This is a genomic window from Methylorubrum sp. POS3 (genome assembly GCF_043352485.1).
GTDB lineage: Bacteria > Pseudomonadota > Alphaproteobacteria > Rhizobiales > Beijerinckiaceae > Methylobacterium > Methylobacterium suomiense.
The window spans coordinates 2,797,117-2,812,168 of record NZ_JAPRBT010000001.1 but is presented as its reverse complement, the minus strand read 5'-3'; the positions used below and the strand labels follow the sequence as shown (position 1 = coordinate 2,812,168).

Here is a 15,052-nt window from a genome sequence, read left to right as displayed (position 1 = left end):
AAGAAGTTACGGTGCAGTCTCGACGGCCTTGGCGAAGGCCTGGACGAGGCCGCCCTCCAGCCTGTTGTCCATGGCCGAGAGGATCGACAGGGCGTCGCGGGTCGACATCGGCTTCTTGTAGGGCCGCCGCTCGACCAGCGCGGCGTAGATGTCGCAGATCGTCAGCAGCCGCACCGGGTCGCTGATCTCGGAAGCCGAGAGGCCGTCGGGATAGCCGGAGCCGTCGAGCATCTCGTGGTGGTGACGGGTGACCGCGAGGGTCACGGCATCGCAGCCGCCGGAGGCGCTGAGGATCTCGTGACCGATCGGCGCGTGGGTCTGCATGACGGCCCGTTCGTCGTCGTCGAGGCGGCCCGGCTTGTTCAGGATGGCGTGGGGAATCCGCGATTTTCCCACATCGTGAACCAGTGCGGCGCGGGTGAGGAGCTGGCGGTCGGCCTGCGACAGCCGCAGGCTCAGGGCGAAGGCCGCCACCGTGCCGGAGACCAGCAGGCAATGCTGGAACGTCACGTCGTCGTAGGCCCAGACCTCGTCGAGCCAGCGCGACAGGCCGCCGTCGTGGATCGCATCGAGGACCGGATCGACACCGCCTTCCACCGCCGTCATGTCGATCAGGCCGGTCTCGGCGGTCTTCAGAAGGTTCGTCATCGTCGCCCCGGCCCGGGCGATCTCGCGGGTGACCACGAGGTCCGCCACCGACTTCTCGGGCCAGACCTCGCGCACGAGCGAACCCACCACCAGTCGCGGCTCGACATGGGCCGACAGGCACACTGTGGCACCGAGATTGCGCGCCTCGGTGAAGGCGGACTGGCTGTTGCTGCGGGTCAGGTAGATCAGCGGCATGCGCTGGCGTCCGGGCCGCCGCGCAAGGCGGCGCAGGCAGGTCTTGGCCTCGGGACGGCTCAGGGTGATGTCGGCCACCACGCCGCGGAACGGGCCGATCCGTTCCCAGGTCTCGTCGATGCCGACAACCCGGCATTCGGCGACCGCACTGATCGCATCGACGAGCGGTTTACTTCGATCGGGTCGGTCGCTGAGGACGACGATCATGCCGCGATCCATCCCGCCCTTTTCCTCCGCCGGCTCATCACGAACTTGTGGCGCCCGGAGCTTATGATTCCACTAATCGGGTCATCGCGCCTTGCCTGTAATCGTCATCAAAATTCGGTGCGACGCGGCGAGGGTGCGCCGCGAAAACGCCGCACGGGGCGGGCACGGGTTGGACGGAGCGGCGCGGAGGCGCCCGGAAACGTCGCATCGGCGAAGCCGCTCCCGCGTGCCATAATCGGCGCGCCGCCATGTCCAGGATCGCCTCCGCTGCCGGAGCGCGGCCCGCGTCAATCGAGGTATCGATGCAGCTGTTCCGCTCCGTTCCGGCCCTCGCGCTCGCCGGCATCTTCCTGCTCGGCCCGGCCGTTGCGGAAGAGGCCGCCCCCTTCACCGATGCCCAGCGCAAGGCGATCGAGGGGATCGTCAAGGATTACCTCGTCAAGAATCCGGACGTGCTGCAAGAAGCGATTGCCGAGGGCGAGCGCCGGGCCCAGGAGACGCAGCGCCTCGCCCAGGCCGCCGCGCTCAAGGACTCGCGCGAGGCCCTCGTCAACTCGCCGCACGGCATCGTGGCCGGCAACCCGGCGGGCGACATCACGGTGGTGGAGTTCTTCGACTACAATTGCGGCTATTGCCGCAAGGCGTTCGGCGATGTGCAGGCGCTCATCAAGTCCGACCCGAAGCTCCGGGTGGTGCTGAAGGATTTCCCCGTGCTCGGCGCCGAGTCGCTGGAGGCCAGCAAGGTGGCGCTCGCCGCCAAGCTCCAGCTGAAGCCCGAGAAGATGTTCGAGTTCCACGCCAAGCTCCTGGAGAGCAAGGGCCGCATCAACGCCGAGAAGGCGCTCGCGGTGGGCAAGGAACTCGGGGCCGATGTCGAGCGGCTGAAGAAGGACGCGCAGGGGCCGGAGGTGAAGGCGGCCCTCGCGGAGAATGTCGGCCTTGGCGACAAACTCAGCCTGTCGGGCACGCCCGCCTTCGTCATCGGCGACGAGATCCTGCCCGGCGCCGTCGGTGTGGACGCCATGCGCAAGACCATCAACGACGTCCGCCATTGCGGCCACGCGAGCTGCTGATGTGACACCTGCCCGCGCCATCGTCGGCGCGGGCTTGCCCAAGGTCAGTTTCGCGCGGCGAAGACGATCTTGACCTGTCCGCTCATGGCGTAGCCGTGGAGCCGCATGGTGGCGATCCCGCGTGAGCCGACCGTGGGATCGATGGCGATGCGTAGCTCGGTAGGCGAGGTCCAGCGGATTCTTTCTCCCCACTCGCCGACGAGGACGCCGCAGCCGCCGTTCACAACGAGATTGGCGTCGTCCCAGGCCTGTTCGTCCGGACGATCGCCCTTCGACACGTAGACTGAATCGAAGCAGTAGGGTGAGATTCCCCCGCCGCCGTTCTCGTTGAAGACGACGGCCTTGTATCGCCTGTCCGGAGCTGGAATGCTCTCGACGACCCAAGCGTCGGCCCACTGCGCCCCGCTCGGCGCATCGGATCTGCTAAGCATCCAGGCCGCGCCCGAGACGATTACGATCAGGCCAAGCACCGCCAGGGCCGTTCGGAAGAAGCGGAACGCCGCGGCGAGCCACCTTCCGAGGACCATTAGACTCTTCCCGAACACGGCGGCGTTCAAGCCGTCGGTGCGTCGCGCAACGCCCGCCGCAGCACCTTGCCGACATTGGTCTTGGGCAGTGCCTGCTGCACCACGAACTTGCGCGGCACCTTGTAGCCGGTGAGACCGGCACGGGCATGGGCCCGGAGGGCGTCGTGGCTGCAAGCGGCATCCCGCAGCACCACGTGGGCCACGACCATCTCGCCGCTCTCCTCGCAGGGCGCGCCCACCACGGCGCATTCCACCACCGCCGGATGGGTGGCGAGCACGTCCTCGACCTCGTTCGGGTAGACGTTGAAGCCCGAGACCAGGATCATGTCCTTCATCCGGTCGACGATGCGGATCTGCCCGTCCGGCGTCATCACGGCGACGTCGCCGGTACGGAAGAAGCCGTCCTCCGTCATCGCGGCCCTCGTCTCCTCCGGCCGGTTCCAGTAGCCGGCCATGACCTGGGGGCCGCGCACGCAGAGTTCGCCGGGTACGCCGTAGGGCAAGGTGGAGCCGTCCGCCCCGCGGATCGACACGTCGGTCGAGGGCAAGGGAAAGCCGATCGTGCCGGACCAATCCTTCAGGCCGAGGGGATTGGCGCTCACCACCGGTGAGGTCTCGGACAGTCCGTAACCCTCCAGGATAGTCTGGCCGGTGATCGCCTTCCAGCGGGCGGCGACGGACGATTGCACCGCCATGCCGCCGCCGACCACGTATGTCAGCCGAGACCAGTCCACGCTGGCGATCTTCGGATGGTTGTTCAGCGCGTTGAACAGCGTGTTGACGCCCGCCAAGTTGGTGAACCGCGTCCGGCTCAGGGTCTTCACGAAGCCGTCGATATCGCGCGGATTCGGGATCAGCAGACAGCAGCCTCCGATCCGGAAGAAGAAGAAGAAACAGGCGGTGAGCGCGAAGATGTGGTAGAGCGGCAGAGCCGTCACCGCGACCTTCGGATCCGGATCGTCCTCCGAGCCGCGGAACCAGACCCGGCCCTGCTCTACATTGGCCATGATATTGGCGTGGGTCAGCATCGCCGCCTTGGCGATGCCGGTGGTGCCGCCGGTATATTGCAGGAAGGCGAGATCGCCGGGTTCGACGGTGATTGCCGGCCGCTCGAGCCGGCGCCCGGCCTTCAGCACCGCCTCGAAGCGCATCATGCGCGCGGAGGGAAGGCTGAACGGCGGCACGGCCTTCTTCACCCGCCGCGACACGGTGTTGACGATCCGGCCCTTCAGGCCGAGGAGGTCCCCCGGTCCCGTCACGACGACCAGCTTGAGACTCGGCATCTCGGAGAGCGCCTTCTCGACGGTGTGACCGAAATTCTCCAGCACGAACAGGACGCGGGCGCCGGAATCGTTGAGCTGCGCGGCGAGCTCCCGCGGGGTGTAGAGCGGATTGACGTTGACGACCGTGCAGCCCGCCACGAGCACGCCGAGCAGCGTGACCGGACAGGCGGGAACGTTCGGCATCATGACCGCGATACGGTCGCCCCGGCCGAAGCCGTGTGCGGCGAGCCAGGCCGCCACGGCTTGGGCCGCCACGCCGACCTCCCGATAGCGCAGAGTCGCACCGAAGCAGGTCAGGGCCGGCCGCTCGGCGAAGCGCAGCACGCTGCGATCGAACAGATCGATGACCGTTCCGAGCGCATCTGTCTGAATGTCGTGGGGAATACCCGGCGGGTAGGCGGACAGCCAGGGCCGCTCCACGCTCCGGTTCTCCGCCATTCTCATCCTCCCGGCCCGTCACAGACGGTGCTTTCCCGGTCCGGGCTCGCGCCGGCTCCGGCTGTTCCGATGAGGCTTAAGCGTTTCCGGCGCGCGCGATCAACCCGCCGCTCGCTGCCGTGACGCCGTTGCGCCGCGGGGATCGAAGGCGGAACGCCACCAGCAGAACGTGCGGCAGGCTCGCGGCCACGATCAGGATCGCGGCGAGGGCGAGGTCGTGGCCGTCCAGCGGCCGGCGCGGCCAGGGACCGAGGCCCGCATCCCGCCCCGCGCCGATCAGCCCGGCGCCGATCCACAGCGCGAGGAAGGCGGCGAGCGCGCCGACGAGACCGAGCGTCAGCGCCCGCAGGCGGCCCTGCCGGACCGGGTATCCAGGGCGGCCGGTCAAGGTCGTACCGAGGCCCATCGCGGTTCCGAACAGGCCCGCCGCCGCTGCCGCGCCGAGGGCGTAGGACACGGGCATCGGCGTGCCGTTGAGGAAGGCGCCGCTGCCGGTGCCGAAGCCCGCTCGCAGCACCAATCCGCCGAAGGTCGGGTGCAGGCTGACGCCCAGCACCAAAGCAAGGCCGAGGGCGGCGCCGATCAGCCGGCGGACGATCGAGGCCCGTCCCGGCGCCAGGGCCACGGCGACGATGCGGGCGAGCCCGTAGACCAGGGCGAAGGCGAAGAGCGGGTAGCGATCGAGAAAGAAGCCGTAGAAGCGGCTGGCCACGTCCGGCGGCATCGCCGTCCGCTGGTCGAAGCCCGTCGCGTAGGCCGTGGCGAGCGCCAGCAGCGCCGCCGCGAGCGGCGCTGCTGCGACGATCCAGGCGGCGGGCATGGACATGGGCGAGCGCTCAGCGCTCGTAATTGTCGCGCACGAGTCGGTCGAGCAGGCGCACACCCCAGCCCGCGCCCCAGCTGCGATTGATCTCGGACGGGCTGGAGGACATGCCGACGCCCGCGATATCGAGATGGGCCCACGGCACGTCGTTCACGTAGCGCTTGAGGAAGGCCGCCGCCGTCGCCGCGCCGCCGTGGCGCCCGCCGGTGTTCTTCATGTCGGCGAATTTCGAATCGATCGCCTTGTCGTAGGCGGGGATGAGGGGCATCCGCCACACCTTCTCCCCCGCCGCCTCGCCGGCCGCCGTGATCTTGGCGGACAGGTCGTCGTCGTTGGAGAACAGGCCGGCGATGTCCTGGCCGAGCGCCACGATGATCGCCCCGGTAAGGGTCGCCAGATCGATCATGGCCTTGGGCTTGTAGGTCGCCTGGATGTGCCAGAGCACATCGGCCAGCACGAGGCGGCCTTCCGCATCGGTGTTGATGACCTCGATCGTCTGGCCCGAGAGCGAGGTGACGATGTCGGACGGGCGGTAGGCATTGCCGTCGGGCATGTTCTCGACGATGCCGATCGCGCCGATCACGTTCGCCTTGGCCTTGCGGCTGGCCAGCGCGTGCAGCGTGCCGACGACGGCGGCCGAGCCGCCCATGTCGCCCTTCATATCCTCCATGCCGCCGGCCGACTTGATCGACACGCCGCCGGAATCGAACACCACGCCCTTGCCGATCAGCGCCAGGGGCGGCTCGTTCGCCTCGCCGCCGTTCCAGCGCATGATCGCCACGCGCGGCTCGCGGGCCGAACCCTGCGCCACGGCCAGGAGCGCGCCCATGCCGATCTGCTTCATCTGCGCGACGTCGAGGATCTCGACCTCGACGCCGAGGCGCGTCAGCTCCGAGACGCGCTTGGCATATTCCTCGGGGTAGAGGACGTTCGGCGGCTCGTTGACGAGGTTGCGCGCCAGGATCACGCCCTCGGCCACCGCGGCGGCATCCTGGGCGGCATTCTGCGCCGCGGACGCGTCGGCGGTCAGCAAGGTCAGGGCGGCGGACGCCTCGTCCTCATCCTTCTTCTTGGTCTTGTAGCGGTCGAAGCTGTAGCTGCGCAGGCGGGCGCCGAGGCTGAAATCGGCCACGTCGCGGGCGCTGCCGCCATAGCCCGGCCAGTCGAGCAGGATACGGGCCTTCCGGGAGCCGACCTTGCCGGCGGTGAAGCCACCGAGCACCGTCCAGTCGAGCTTCGCCCGGTCCTTCTCGGATCCGAGCCCGATCACCACGAGCCGGTCGGCCTCGACACCGGCCGGGGCCGGCAGGCTCAGGGCCGATTGCGCCTTGCCCTTGAAGCGCTCGCTGGCAGCGGCGCGGGCCACGAGATCGGCGCCCTGGCGGCCCAGGGCTTCCGTCGCCGCTCCCGACAGGGCGAGGTCGTCGCCCACGAACACCACGAGGTCGCCCCCGCGACCCTGCGACGACAGCGGCTCAAAGGCGATTTCGATCCCACCGGCCATGATGCTCTTCGCTTTCCACCCGTCGTTCCGGCGGCCCTCGCGCCCCGCGCGTGAAGCCGGCGACCTGTGTAGCCGCTGAGGCGGAGAACGCAACGCGGGGCGGGGTGCGGCGATGAGACTGCCCGGCCAGTCGAAAACGGAATTGCCGTGCAATGTTGAGCGCCGTTCAGCGCCTGCAGCACCTCGACCGGCTCGAGCCCGAGGCGGTCGGGGATCGGGTCGCCGAAGACGCGGCGGCGGATGCCTGAGGGCTCGCAGCCTGGCTTGATGGGATGGGCGCGCGGCATCGCTGCAAGCCCGACGCATCACTGATCGCGTTCATCCGCGAAGCTTGCTGCTCACTCCCGTTTGTCGAGGTCGGCGAAGCCGCCGATGCGAACATGGGTGGCCGACCGCCGCTTTGGTGCGGACGACGATCACGGTTGCTCTTCGTCGACAAGGCCGAGCTTGTCTCGAACTCAAAGCTTCAGCGCATCTTTGAGCGTATGGAGACATGATATTGAAAGCGGCGTGGATTGCCGTTTTGATCAACATATTCGATCGTAAAAAAATCATCGGCATAGGCGTCGACGAATGGCTGATAATAAGTCATCAGCGAATTGGTACGGCGTGCATTGCACTGTGATCGAATATTGTTTTGTGGATAGTTTGAATAATTGAGGCCGCGCTTGAATGTGACGCGGCCATAACGAGGGGCTTGCAGGAGCGAGGCTGATGGAAGTGCGGTGGGACTGCAATCAGGATTGATCGAATTGATGTAGCCCAGGCGTTGGACCTGCCCAGCGAATGCGACTTTCTCAATCAAGCCTGTACTTTGTGCTTTAGCAATAGGTGTCAGGCCTACAAGCATCAGGACTGTTAGCCAATAAAAGCGCATCGGATCTCCCCAGATTGCCGTCTTGATAAAATCATTTATTTTCTTGGGCAGGGTCGAATACCAGGGTCATTTAGCACGATTCATCTTTTCGACCGGGCAATAACCTGAGTGCTGCCTTTATCCATACCTATTGTACTGCACGTCGAGCTGTCGTCCCTGCGGCGACATCGTAGAAAGCGTCTCTTCCTCGGATGATCGCGAAGAGCGCCCAGATGAAAGCAAGCCCGGCCAGCGCACTGCTACCGACGAGAATCAGCACAAATGACCCCTGGAGGAGGGCAAAGCTCGGATAAAGTCCGGCATAGAAGCTCAGCAACCAGCTTGGGGCGCCGGGTAGGGCGAAGACGAAGTAGCGCAGCGTCAGCTTTGCGCGTGGCGGCGGAACGTCGTCACCACCGGAGACTGCCAGAAGTCGCACCTTGCACAGACGACGCCCCGGACTGCCCTTGCGTCCGTCGGATAACAATCGCAGCAGAATAAACAGCGGGCCAAGTAAGATATCAAGGGAAAAGCCGCGAATGGGTAAGCCCTGATCGTCCGCGAAAACAGTCACTGATGCTGTTTTGGTGATAATTCCGTCACGCGTGAACCGACCCACCGTAATCGTGTGGGCCGTATCGAAGCCCAGAATATTCCAGCGGCAATCCTTTGAGAAATTGGCGCCGAAGTCGCTGGGGATTGCAATGCCGGGCGGCGGCGCCGTCAGGTTTCGACAGGAAACGCGCTCGATGCCCGACGAGGCTTGGATGCGAGCGTTCGAAAGCGGAAACGCGATGACCGCAACGCTCTGCAGCGCGAGGCCGACGATCAAACCGTCGATGACGAAGGCGATGGCACGTCGCCAGAAGCCCGCACGTTCCGGCATGGTTCTCGTTCGGCGGACATGTTGCTGCGTTGAGAGAGCATAGTTTGCGAATCAATTGGCCTTCAATCGCTCTGGTTGTGACTCTCGGCTATTTGAACGCGGTCGTGTCCGGCGGCAGGTCGAGGCTCGATGGTGTCGGTGGTTCTATCGAAGAAGCTTCTGACGGTGCCCGTCGCCGATGCGATGTCAAACGACTGCAAGCCCCTCACATTGGCCCTTCATAGGGGCAAGCAGATTGGGTTTTGATCGGAGCCCTCTCGGCGTCCGGTCATGCCACCCAGCCCCGAAACAGCCGTATTCCGGGCGCCTCCGAGCCGGCTGCGTGTGAGTGCTCGGCTTTCCTAGGCCGGGCGGTGGAGGTTATGGGCGAGTGACTTGCCCGAGCGGGCGGGGAACGGCGCGAGGGCGCGGCGAGGGCACGGGATGAGCCAGATCGAGCGCTACATATTCAGGATCGCGCTCGGAGCTTTCCTCGCCTGCCTGATCGGGCTCACCGGTACGATCTGGGTGACGCAGGCCCTGCGCGAGCTCGACCTCGTGACGGCCAAGGGCCAGACGCTGCTCGTCTTCCTGTTCATCACCGGGTTGTCGCTGCCGACGCTGATCACGGTGATCGCCCCGGTCGCACTGTTCATCGCCTGCGTCTACGCCCTGAACAAGCTCAACGGCGATTCCGAGCTGATCGTGATGTCGGCGGCCGGCATGGCGCCGCGCCGGCTGCTCAAGCCGTTCTTCTCGCTCGCCCTCGCCGTCAGCATCGTCGTCGCCTTCCTGACGATCCAGGTGATGCCGTCCTCCTTCCAGGAATTGCGCGACGTGCTGACCCGGGTGCGGGGCGATTTCGTCGCCAACGTCGTCAAGGAGGGCCAGTTCACCGCCCTCGACAGCGGCATCACCTTCCATTTCCGCGAGCGCGGTGCCGACGGTTCGCTGCAGGGCCTGTTCATTCAGGACAAGCGCGAGCCCGGAAAGGCGGTGGTCTACCTGGCCGAGCGCGGGCGCGTCGCCGAGGCGGACGGGCAAACCTACCTCGTGCTGGAGAAGGGCAGCATCCATCGGCAGCAGAAGGACAGCCGCGATTCCTCGATCGTGAGCTACGAGCGCTACGCCGTCGATCTCGCCGCCTTCACGCCGCCCGATGCCGAGGTGGTCTACAAGCCGCGCGAGCGCTCGACGACGGCGTTGCTCTTCCCCGATCATTCGGAGAACTACTACCAGTTCCAGAAGGGCCGCTTCCGCGCCGAACTGCATGACCGGCTCTCCGCCTGGCTCTACCCGCTGGCGCTGGCCTTCATCGCCTTCGCCGCGCTCGGCGATCCGCGCACCACGCGCCAGGGGCGCGGTCTCGCCGTGGCCTGCGCCGTGATCGCCGTCGTGGTGCTGCGCATCGCGGGCTTCGCGGCGAGCAGCGCCGCCGTGCGCAGTCCCGGGGCGGTGGTGGCGGTCTATGCCGCGCCGCTCCTGGCCATAGCCCTGTCCTGCCTCCTGATCTTCGGCGGCGCCCGGGTGCGCGGCGTCAACGAGCGGCTCGGCCGGCGCTGGCGCGCCATGACCGCGTCCCTGCGGCGGCGTCCGCAGGCCGGATCGGCCTGAGGGGAGCCGCCCCATGCTGATCGGGCCGACGCTCGGGCGCTACTTCGCGTGGCGATTCGCGCGCACCATCCTCGGCGTGTTCGTCACGGTGTTCGCGCTCGTCTACACCCTCGACTTCGTCGAATTGCTGCGCCGGGCGGGCGACACGCAGGGTGCCTCCGCGGGCCTGATGGCGCAGCTGGCCCTCTACCGCACGCCGGCGGTCGCCGAGAGCGTGCTGCCCTTCGCGATCCTGTTCGGCTCCATGACCGCCCTGCTCCAGCTCTCGCGCAAGCTGGAGCTGGTGGTGGCGCGCGCCGCCGGCATCTCCGCCTGGCAATTCCTCCAGCCCGGGGCCTTCGTGGCGCTGGCCATCGGCGTCATCGCCATCGGCGCCTACAATCCGCTCTCGGCGGCGCTCAAGCAGCGCTCCAGCGAGATCGAGGCGAAGATCTTCGCCAAGGCCACCAAGGCGGGCACCGGCAAGGATTTCTGGATCCGCCAGCGCAGCATCGACGGGCAGGCGATCCTGCGCGCCGAGACCGCAATCGAGGGGACGACCACGCTCGCGGGCGTCTCCGCCTTCCTGTTCGACGATTCCGGCGTCTTCACCGCCCAGATCGAGGCGGCGCGTGCGATTCTGCACGACGGGTGGTGGGAGCTGCAGGATGTGCGCGTCCTCACCAAGGATTCGCCCCCCGAGAGCCACGACAGCTACCTGATCGCCTCGACCCTCGATCTCAGCCAGCTCCGTCAGCGCTTCACCCCACCGGAATCTGTGCCCTTCTGGCAACTGCCGGAGACCATCGCGCGGCACGAGCGGGCCGGGCTGGATGCCACCCGCTACCGCCTCCGGTACGATGTCCTGCTCGCGACCCCCCTGCTCTACCTCGCGATGGTTCTCGTGGCGGCAACGGTTTCCTTAAGGTTCTTCCGGTTTGGTGGGGTCGGCAAGCTGGTGCTCGGTGGGGTGGCGGCGGGCTTCGTTCTGTACGTCGCGCGGCAGGTCATGGAGGGCCTGGGCGCGTCGGGGATGGTCGCGCCGACGGTGGCGGCGTGGTTCCCGGCCGTGGTAGGGAGTCTCCTCGGTACGCTCACGCTTCTCTACCAGGAGGACGGCTGATGTGCGGTTGTCCTGAGGGAGCGTCGGGTGGACGGGGTCGTCGTGCAGGGGGCTGCATGGGAGACGGGTGGCGCGTTGCGTAAGGTCGCCGACATCGCTGTCACGGTCTCGATGGCTGCGCTCATGACGGCGGGCCTCGGGCTCGCCGCGCCGCGCGTGCACGCCCAGGCCGGTCTGGAGCGCCTCGCCGGCCCGTCCGCGGGGGCGAAGGGCCAGAATTCCGGGGATCAGCGCCTGCTCGTCGAGGCGGACGAGCTGATCTACGACAACGACCGCAACACGGTGACGGCCCGTGGCAATGCCGAGCTGCATTACGGCGCCCGCACGCTCCAGGCCGACCGGGTCCGCTACGACCGGGGCTCCTCGCGGGTCTTCGCCGAGGGCAATGTGCGCCTGACCGACGAGACCGGGGCGCTGGTCACCGGCGACCGGATGGAGCTGACCGACGATTTCAAGAACGGCTTCGTCGATGCCCTGCGCATCCAGCAGACCGTCGAGCTGAAGGGCGAGGTGGTGCGCACCCGCATCTCCGCCCCGCGGGCGGAGCGAATCGCGGGCGAGCAATCGAGCTTCGACTACGCCACCTACACCGCCTGCGAGCCCTGCAAGGACAATCCGGCCAAGCCGCCCCTGTGGCAGATCAAGGCCGCCAAGATCATCCACAACAACGAGACCCACACGATCAGCTACGAGGATTCGACCCTCGAACTGGCCGGAATCCCGGTTGCCTACCTGCCCTATTTCGAGTCCGCCGACCCGACGGTGAAGCGCAAGACCGGCTTCCTCACGCCGCGCTTCATCACCTCGACGGCGCTCGGCTCCGGCCTGTCCACACCGTTCTTCATCAATCTCGATCCGAGCTACGACCTGACGCTCTCGCCAGCTTTCCTGACCCGCCAGGGCGTTCTGGGCCAGGCCGAGTATCGCCAGCGGCTCGACAACGGCGCGTACAATGTCCGTCTGTCGGGCATCTTCCAATCCACGCCCTCGGCCTTCCTGCCGGGGCCGCTCGGAGCGGCCGACCGCGAGTTCCGCGGCTCGATCGAGTCGCGCGGGCGCTTCTTCATCAACGAGCGCTGGCGCACCGGCTGGGATCTCGTCGGCGTGACCGACAAGTGGTTCCTCGACAATTACCGGATCCGCAACCAGAACATCACCACGGATTATTTCCGCGAGGCGGTCTCGACCGGCTACCTCATCGGCCAGGGCGATCGCTCGTGGTTCGAGGCGCGCGGCTACTACTTCAAGGCCCTGTCGAGCTTCGACTGGCAGAAGGAGCAGCCGATCGTCGCCCCGGTGATCGACTACGACAAGCGCATCGACGGTCCGGGCAAGCTCGGCGGCGAGGCGCGCTTCCAGGCCAACGTCACCAGCCTGACCCGCGAGGCGACCGATTATCAGGGGGTTCCGCGCTCCGGCACCTACCTTCTGACCCCGACCTATAACGGCGTGAGCTACCCGCTCTACGAGACCTGCACGACCTTCGTGCGGGAGCGGTGCGTCGTGCGGGGATTGGGCGGGACCACCACCCGCGTCTCGGCCCAGGCCTCCTGGCGGCGCAGCTTTATCGACGATGCCGGGCAGGTCATCACGCCGTTCGCTTATCTGCGCACCGACCTGTTCTCGCTCAATCCGAGCCTGTCCGGCTTCCAGAACCAGTTCGTGACGAACATCTCCAACGTCGATGACGGCCTCTCCGGCCGCGTCATGCCGGCGATCGGCATCGATTACCGCTATCCCTTCGTCGCCGATTTCGGCGCGCTCGGCGTCCACACCCTGGAGCCGATCGCCCAGGTGATCGCGCGGCCCTCCGAGACCCGGATCGGGCGCCTGCCCAACGAGGACGCGCAGAGCCTCGTCTTCGACGACACCTCCCTGTTCGAATGGGACAAGTTCTCCGGCTACGACCGGGTCGAGGGCGGCGTGCGGGCCAATCTCGGCGGCCAATACTCCGTCGTGACGCCGTCGGGTTGGTACGCGAACGTCATGTTCGGCGAATCGATCCAGGTGGCTGGCGTGAACTCGTTCCGCCGCGGCGACCTGGCCAATGTCGGACTCGATTCCGGCCTGGAGAACCGCCGCTCCGACTTCGTCGGCCGCGCCCAGGTCTCGCCCAATCAGAACATCAGCTTCATCAGCCGCTTCCGGCTCGGCCAGGGCGATCTCGGCGTCAACCGCTTCGAGACCGGCGTCACAGCGCGCTTCGCGCCGTTCCTGCCCCTCGAGGCATCGCTGTTCTACTCGTATTACCAGGCCCAGCCCGCCCTCGGCTTCGCCCATCGCCGCGAGGGCCTGACCGCCTCGGCGATCTACCGGATCACGCCGAACTGGTTCCTCACCGGCTCGGCGCTGGTCGATCTGACCCACTATCTCGACACGCGTCAGACCTTCGGCGACCTCTACAACGCCTATCTCGCCAACCCGGTCGGCGCCGCGCCGGTCTACCGCAATCCCGGCGCCGTCTACCTCTCCGGCATGAGCCTCGGCGGCGGTTACCAGGACGAGTGCACCACGGTCTCGCTCAACTACATCGTCTCGCCGATCGCCACCGCGATCGGCGTGCGCGAGCGCAACCAGACCTTCCTGCTCCGGCTGGAGCTGAAGACGCTGGGAGAGGCGGATCTGCGCCAGAATGTCGGCACGGTGACGACCGCGGACGGTATCGCGGCGGTGCGCTGAGGCCGTCTTCCTCAGCGGTCGTCTCCGGGTTCGAGGGGCTCCGGTTCGGCGGGCGGTGGCGGCCGTGACGGGCCGCCGCTCGACTTGATCGCCCGCCCCGCCGCGAGGCCGTCCGTTTCCTCCCCACCAGCATGCCGAGCGCGGATGCGAGGCGGCGGCGTCGGCAACCGGCGTCGATCTCTGTATAAGCCCCGCCATGCCGTCCGACGAACGCCCCCTCGCCCTCACCCTCGGCGATCCCTCCGGGATCGGCCCCGAACTCGCCCTCGCCGCGTGGCTGTTGCGGGGGGAGCGCGGCGTGCCGCCGTTCCAGCTGATCGGCGATCCCGACTTCCTGGAGCGCGTCGCCCACCGGCTCGGCCTGTTCGTCCCCGTGGCCGAAGTCGAGCCGGAGGACGCCGTCGAGGTGTTTCCGAAGGCCCTGCCGGTGCTGCCGCTGCCGGGCGGGACCCGCATCGCGGCAACGCCCGGCGCGCCGGATTCCGCCAATGCCGGGGCGATCATCGAATCGATCACTGCGGCGGTCGATCTGGTGCGGTCCGGCCGCGCCTCGGCTGTGGTGACCAATCCCATCGCCAAGTTCGTGCTGACCAAGGTCGGCTTCGCCCATCCCGGTCATACCGAGTTTCTGGCAGCCCTCGCCGCTGGGCCGGGGCGTGCCGCGCCCCTGCCGGTGATGCTGATCTGGAGCGAGACGCTCAGCGTGGTGCCGGTGACGATTCACGTGGCCCTGCGGCAGGTGCCGGACTTGCTGACGCAAGGTCTCGTAGAGCGCACCGCCCGCATCGTCGAGGCCGACTTGCGCGCCCGCTTCGGATACGAAAAGCCGCGCCTCGTCCTGTCGGGACTCAATCCCCATGCCGGGGAGGCGGGCACCATGGGGACCGAGGATCGCGACGTGCTGGCCCCTGCCGTCGCGGCCCTGCGCGCCGAGGGCATCGACATCCGGGGCCCGTTGCCCGCCGACACCCTGTTCCACGAGCGGGCGCGGGCGACCTACGACGTGGCCCTCTGCCCGACCCACGACCAAGCCCTGATCCCGATCAAGACGCTCGCCTTCGACGAGGGCGTGAACGTGACGCTGGGCCTGCCCTTCGTGCGCACCTCCCCCGATCACGGCACCGCCTTCGACATCGCCGGCCAGGGCGTGGCCCGGCCCGACAGCCTGATCGCGGCGCTCAGGCTGGCGCGGCGGCTGGCGGCGAGCAACGTCACCCCCTTTCCCGCCCGCGCCTGAT

At 67.4% G+C, this 15,052-nt stretch carries 12 protein-coding genes; 5 read left to right on the top strand and 7 right to left on the bottom strand.

Going from position 1 to position 15,052, the window contains the following annotated elements:
• Positions 1-6: 6 nt before the first annotated feature.
• Complete coding sequence (locus tag OWC43_RS13140; protein ID WP_137829192.1) at positions 7-1,050, bottom strand: HD domain-containing phosphohydrolase; 1,044 nt, start codon at positions 1,048-1,050, stop codon at positions 7-9.
• Positions 1,051-1,352: 302 nt separating this feature from the next.
• Between OWC43_RS13140 and OWC43_RS13135 the strand changes: the two genes are divergently transcribed.
• The gene (locus OWC43_RS13135) at positions 1,353-2,123 is read left to right on the top strand and encodes a DsbA family protein (protein WP_393956982.1); all 771 of its coding nucleotides are present in this window, start codon (positions 1,353-1,355) and stop codon (positions 2,121-2,123) included.
• Between the two features lie 44 nt (positions 2,124-2,167).
• Here OWC43_RS13135 and OWC43_RS13130 read toward each other — a convergent pair whose 3' ends face one another.
• The 6 genes from OWC43_RS13130 to OWC43_RS13105 form a co-directional block, all read right to left on the bottom strand.
• The gene (locus OWC43_RS13130) at positions 2,168-2,650 is read right to left on the bottom strand and encodes a hypothetical protein (RefSeq protein ID WP_393956981.1); all 483 of its coding nucleotides are present in this window, start codon (positions 2,648-2,650) and stop codon (positions 2,168-2,170) included.
• A 26-nt stretch (positions 2,651-2,676) separates the two neighbouring features.
• Positions 2,677-4,371: an AMP-binding protein gene (locus OWC43_RS13125; protein WP_393956980.1), complete on the bottom strand. Its 1,695-nt coding sequence runs from the start codon at positions 4,369-4,371 to the stop codon at positions 2,677-2,679.
• 76 nt (positions 4,372-4,447) lie between these two features.
• Positions 4,448-5,197 carry a hypothetical protein gene (locus OWC43_RS13120; protein ID WP_393956979.1) on the bottom strand — a complete coding sequence of 250 codons (750 nt, stop codon included), beginning with the start codon at positions 5,195-5,197 and terminating at the stop codon, positions 4,448-4,450.
• A 10-nt stretch (positions 5,198-5,207) separates the two neighbouring features.
• Positions 5,208-6,698: a leucyl aminopeptidase gene (locus OWC43_RS13115; protein ID WP_393956978.1), complete on the bottom strand. Its 1,491-nt coding sequence runs from the start codon at positions 6,696-6,698 to the stop codon at positions 5,208-5,210.
• A 466-nt stretch (positions 6,699-7,164) separates the two neighbouring features.
• Positions 7,165-7,575 carry a hypothetical protein gene (locus OWC43_RS13110; protein WP_393956977.1) on the bottom strand — a complete coding sequence of 137 codons (411 nt, stop codon included), beginning with the start codon at positions 7,573-7,575 and terminating at the stop codon, positions 7,165-7,167.
• A gap of 127 nt (positions 7,576-7,702) precedes the next feature.
• A complete protein-coding gene (locus OWC43_RS13105) occupies positions 7,703-8,440 on the bottom strand; it encodes an RDD family protein (RefSeq protein ID WP_393956976.1) in 738 nt (245 codons plus the stop codon).
• A gap of 423 nt (positions 8,441-8,863) precedes the next feature.
• On the opposite strand from OWC43_RS13105, the gene lptF reads away from it, so the two are divergent.
• The 4 genes from lptF to pdxA all read left to right on the top strand — a co-directional run bounded on the left by lptF (position 8,864) and on the right by pdxA (position 15,051).
• The gene (lptF, locus tag OWC43_RS13100) at positions 8,864-10,033 is read left to right on the top strand and encodes an LPS export ABC transporter permease LptF (protein WP_393956975.1); all 1,170 of its coding nucleotides are present in this window, start codon (positions 8,864-8,866) and stop codon (positions 10,031-10,033) included.
• 13 nt (positions 10,034-10,046) lie between these two features.
• Complete coding sequence (gene lptG, locus OWC43_RS13095; protein WP_137829185.1) at positions 10,047-11,135, top strand: LPS export ABC transporter permease LptG; 1,089 nt, start codon at positions 10,047-10,049, stop codon at positions 11,133-11,135.
• Positions 11,136-11,210: 75 nt separating this feature from the next.
• Positions 11,211-13,814: an LPS-assembly protein LptD gene (locus OWC43_RS13090; RefSeq protein ID WP_393958553.1), complete on the top strand. Its 2,604-nt coding sequence runs from the start codon at positions 11,211-11,213 to the stop codon at positions 13,812-13,814.
• A 196-nt stretch (positions 13,815-14,010) separates the two neighbouring features.
• Positions 14,011-15,051: a 4-hydroxythreonine-4-phosphate dehydrogenase PdxA gene (gene pdxA, locus OWC43_RS13085; RefSeq protein ID WP_137829184.1), complete on the top strand. Its 1,041-nt coding sequence runs from the start codon at positions 14,011-14,013 to the stop codon at positions 15,049-15,051.
• The last annotated feature ends 1 nt before the right edge of the window (position 15,052 follow it).

What these genes read in the sequence shown, in the direction of transcription:
- OWC43_RS13115 (WP_393956978.1), bottom strand. Translation starts at nt 6,698, where the DNA reads ATGGCCGGTGGGATCGAAATCGCCTTTGAGCCGCTGTCGTCGCAGGGT.
- lptF (WP_393956975.1), top strand. Translation starts at nt 8,864, where the DNA reads ATGAGCCAGATCGAGCGCTACATATTCAGGATCGCGCTCGGAGCTTTC.
- OWC43_RS13110 (WP_393956977.1), bottom strand. Translation starts at nt 7,575, where the DNA reads ATGCGCTTTTATTGGCTAACAGTCCTGATGCTTGTAGGCCTGACACCT.
- OWC43_RS13125 (WP_393956980.1), bottom strand. Translation starts at nt 4,371, where the DNA reads ATGGCGGAGAACCGGAGCGTGGAGCGGCCCTGGCTGTCCGCCTACCCG.
- OWC43_RS13130 (WP_393956981.1), bottom strand. Translation starts at nt 2,650, where the DNA reads ATGGTCCTCGGAAGGTGGCTCGCCGCGGCGTTCCGCTTCTTCCGAACG.
- OWC43_RS13135 (WP_393956982.1), top strand. Translation starts at nt 1,353, where the DNA reads ATGCAGCTGTTCCGCTCCGTTCCGGCCCTCGCGCTCGCCGGCATCTTC.
- OWC43_RS13105 (WP_393956976.1), bottom strand. Translation starts at nt 8,440, where the DNA reads ATGCCGGAACGTGCGGGCTTCTGGCGACGTGCCATCGCCTTCGTCATC.
- pdxA (WP_137829184.1), top strand. Translation starts at nt 14,011, where the DNA reads ATGCCGTCCGACGAACGCCCCCTCGCCCTCACCCTCGGCGATCCCTCC.
- OWC43_RS13120 (WP_393956979.1), bottom strand. Translation starts at nt 5,197, where the DNA reads ATGTCCATGCCCGCCGCCTGGATCGTCGCAGCAGCGCCGCTCGCGGCG.
- OWC43_RS13140 (WP_137829192.1), bottom strand. Translation starts at nt 1,050, where the DNA reads ATGATCGTCGTCCTCAGCGACCGACCCGATCGAAGTAAACCGCTCGTC.
- lptG (WP_137829185.1), top strand. Translation starts at nt 10,047, where the DNA reads ATGCTGATCGGGCCGACGCTCGGGCGCTACTTCGCGTGGCGATTCGCG.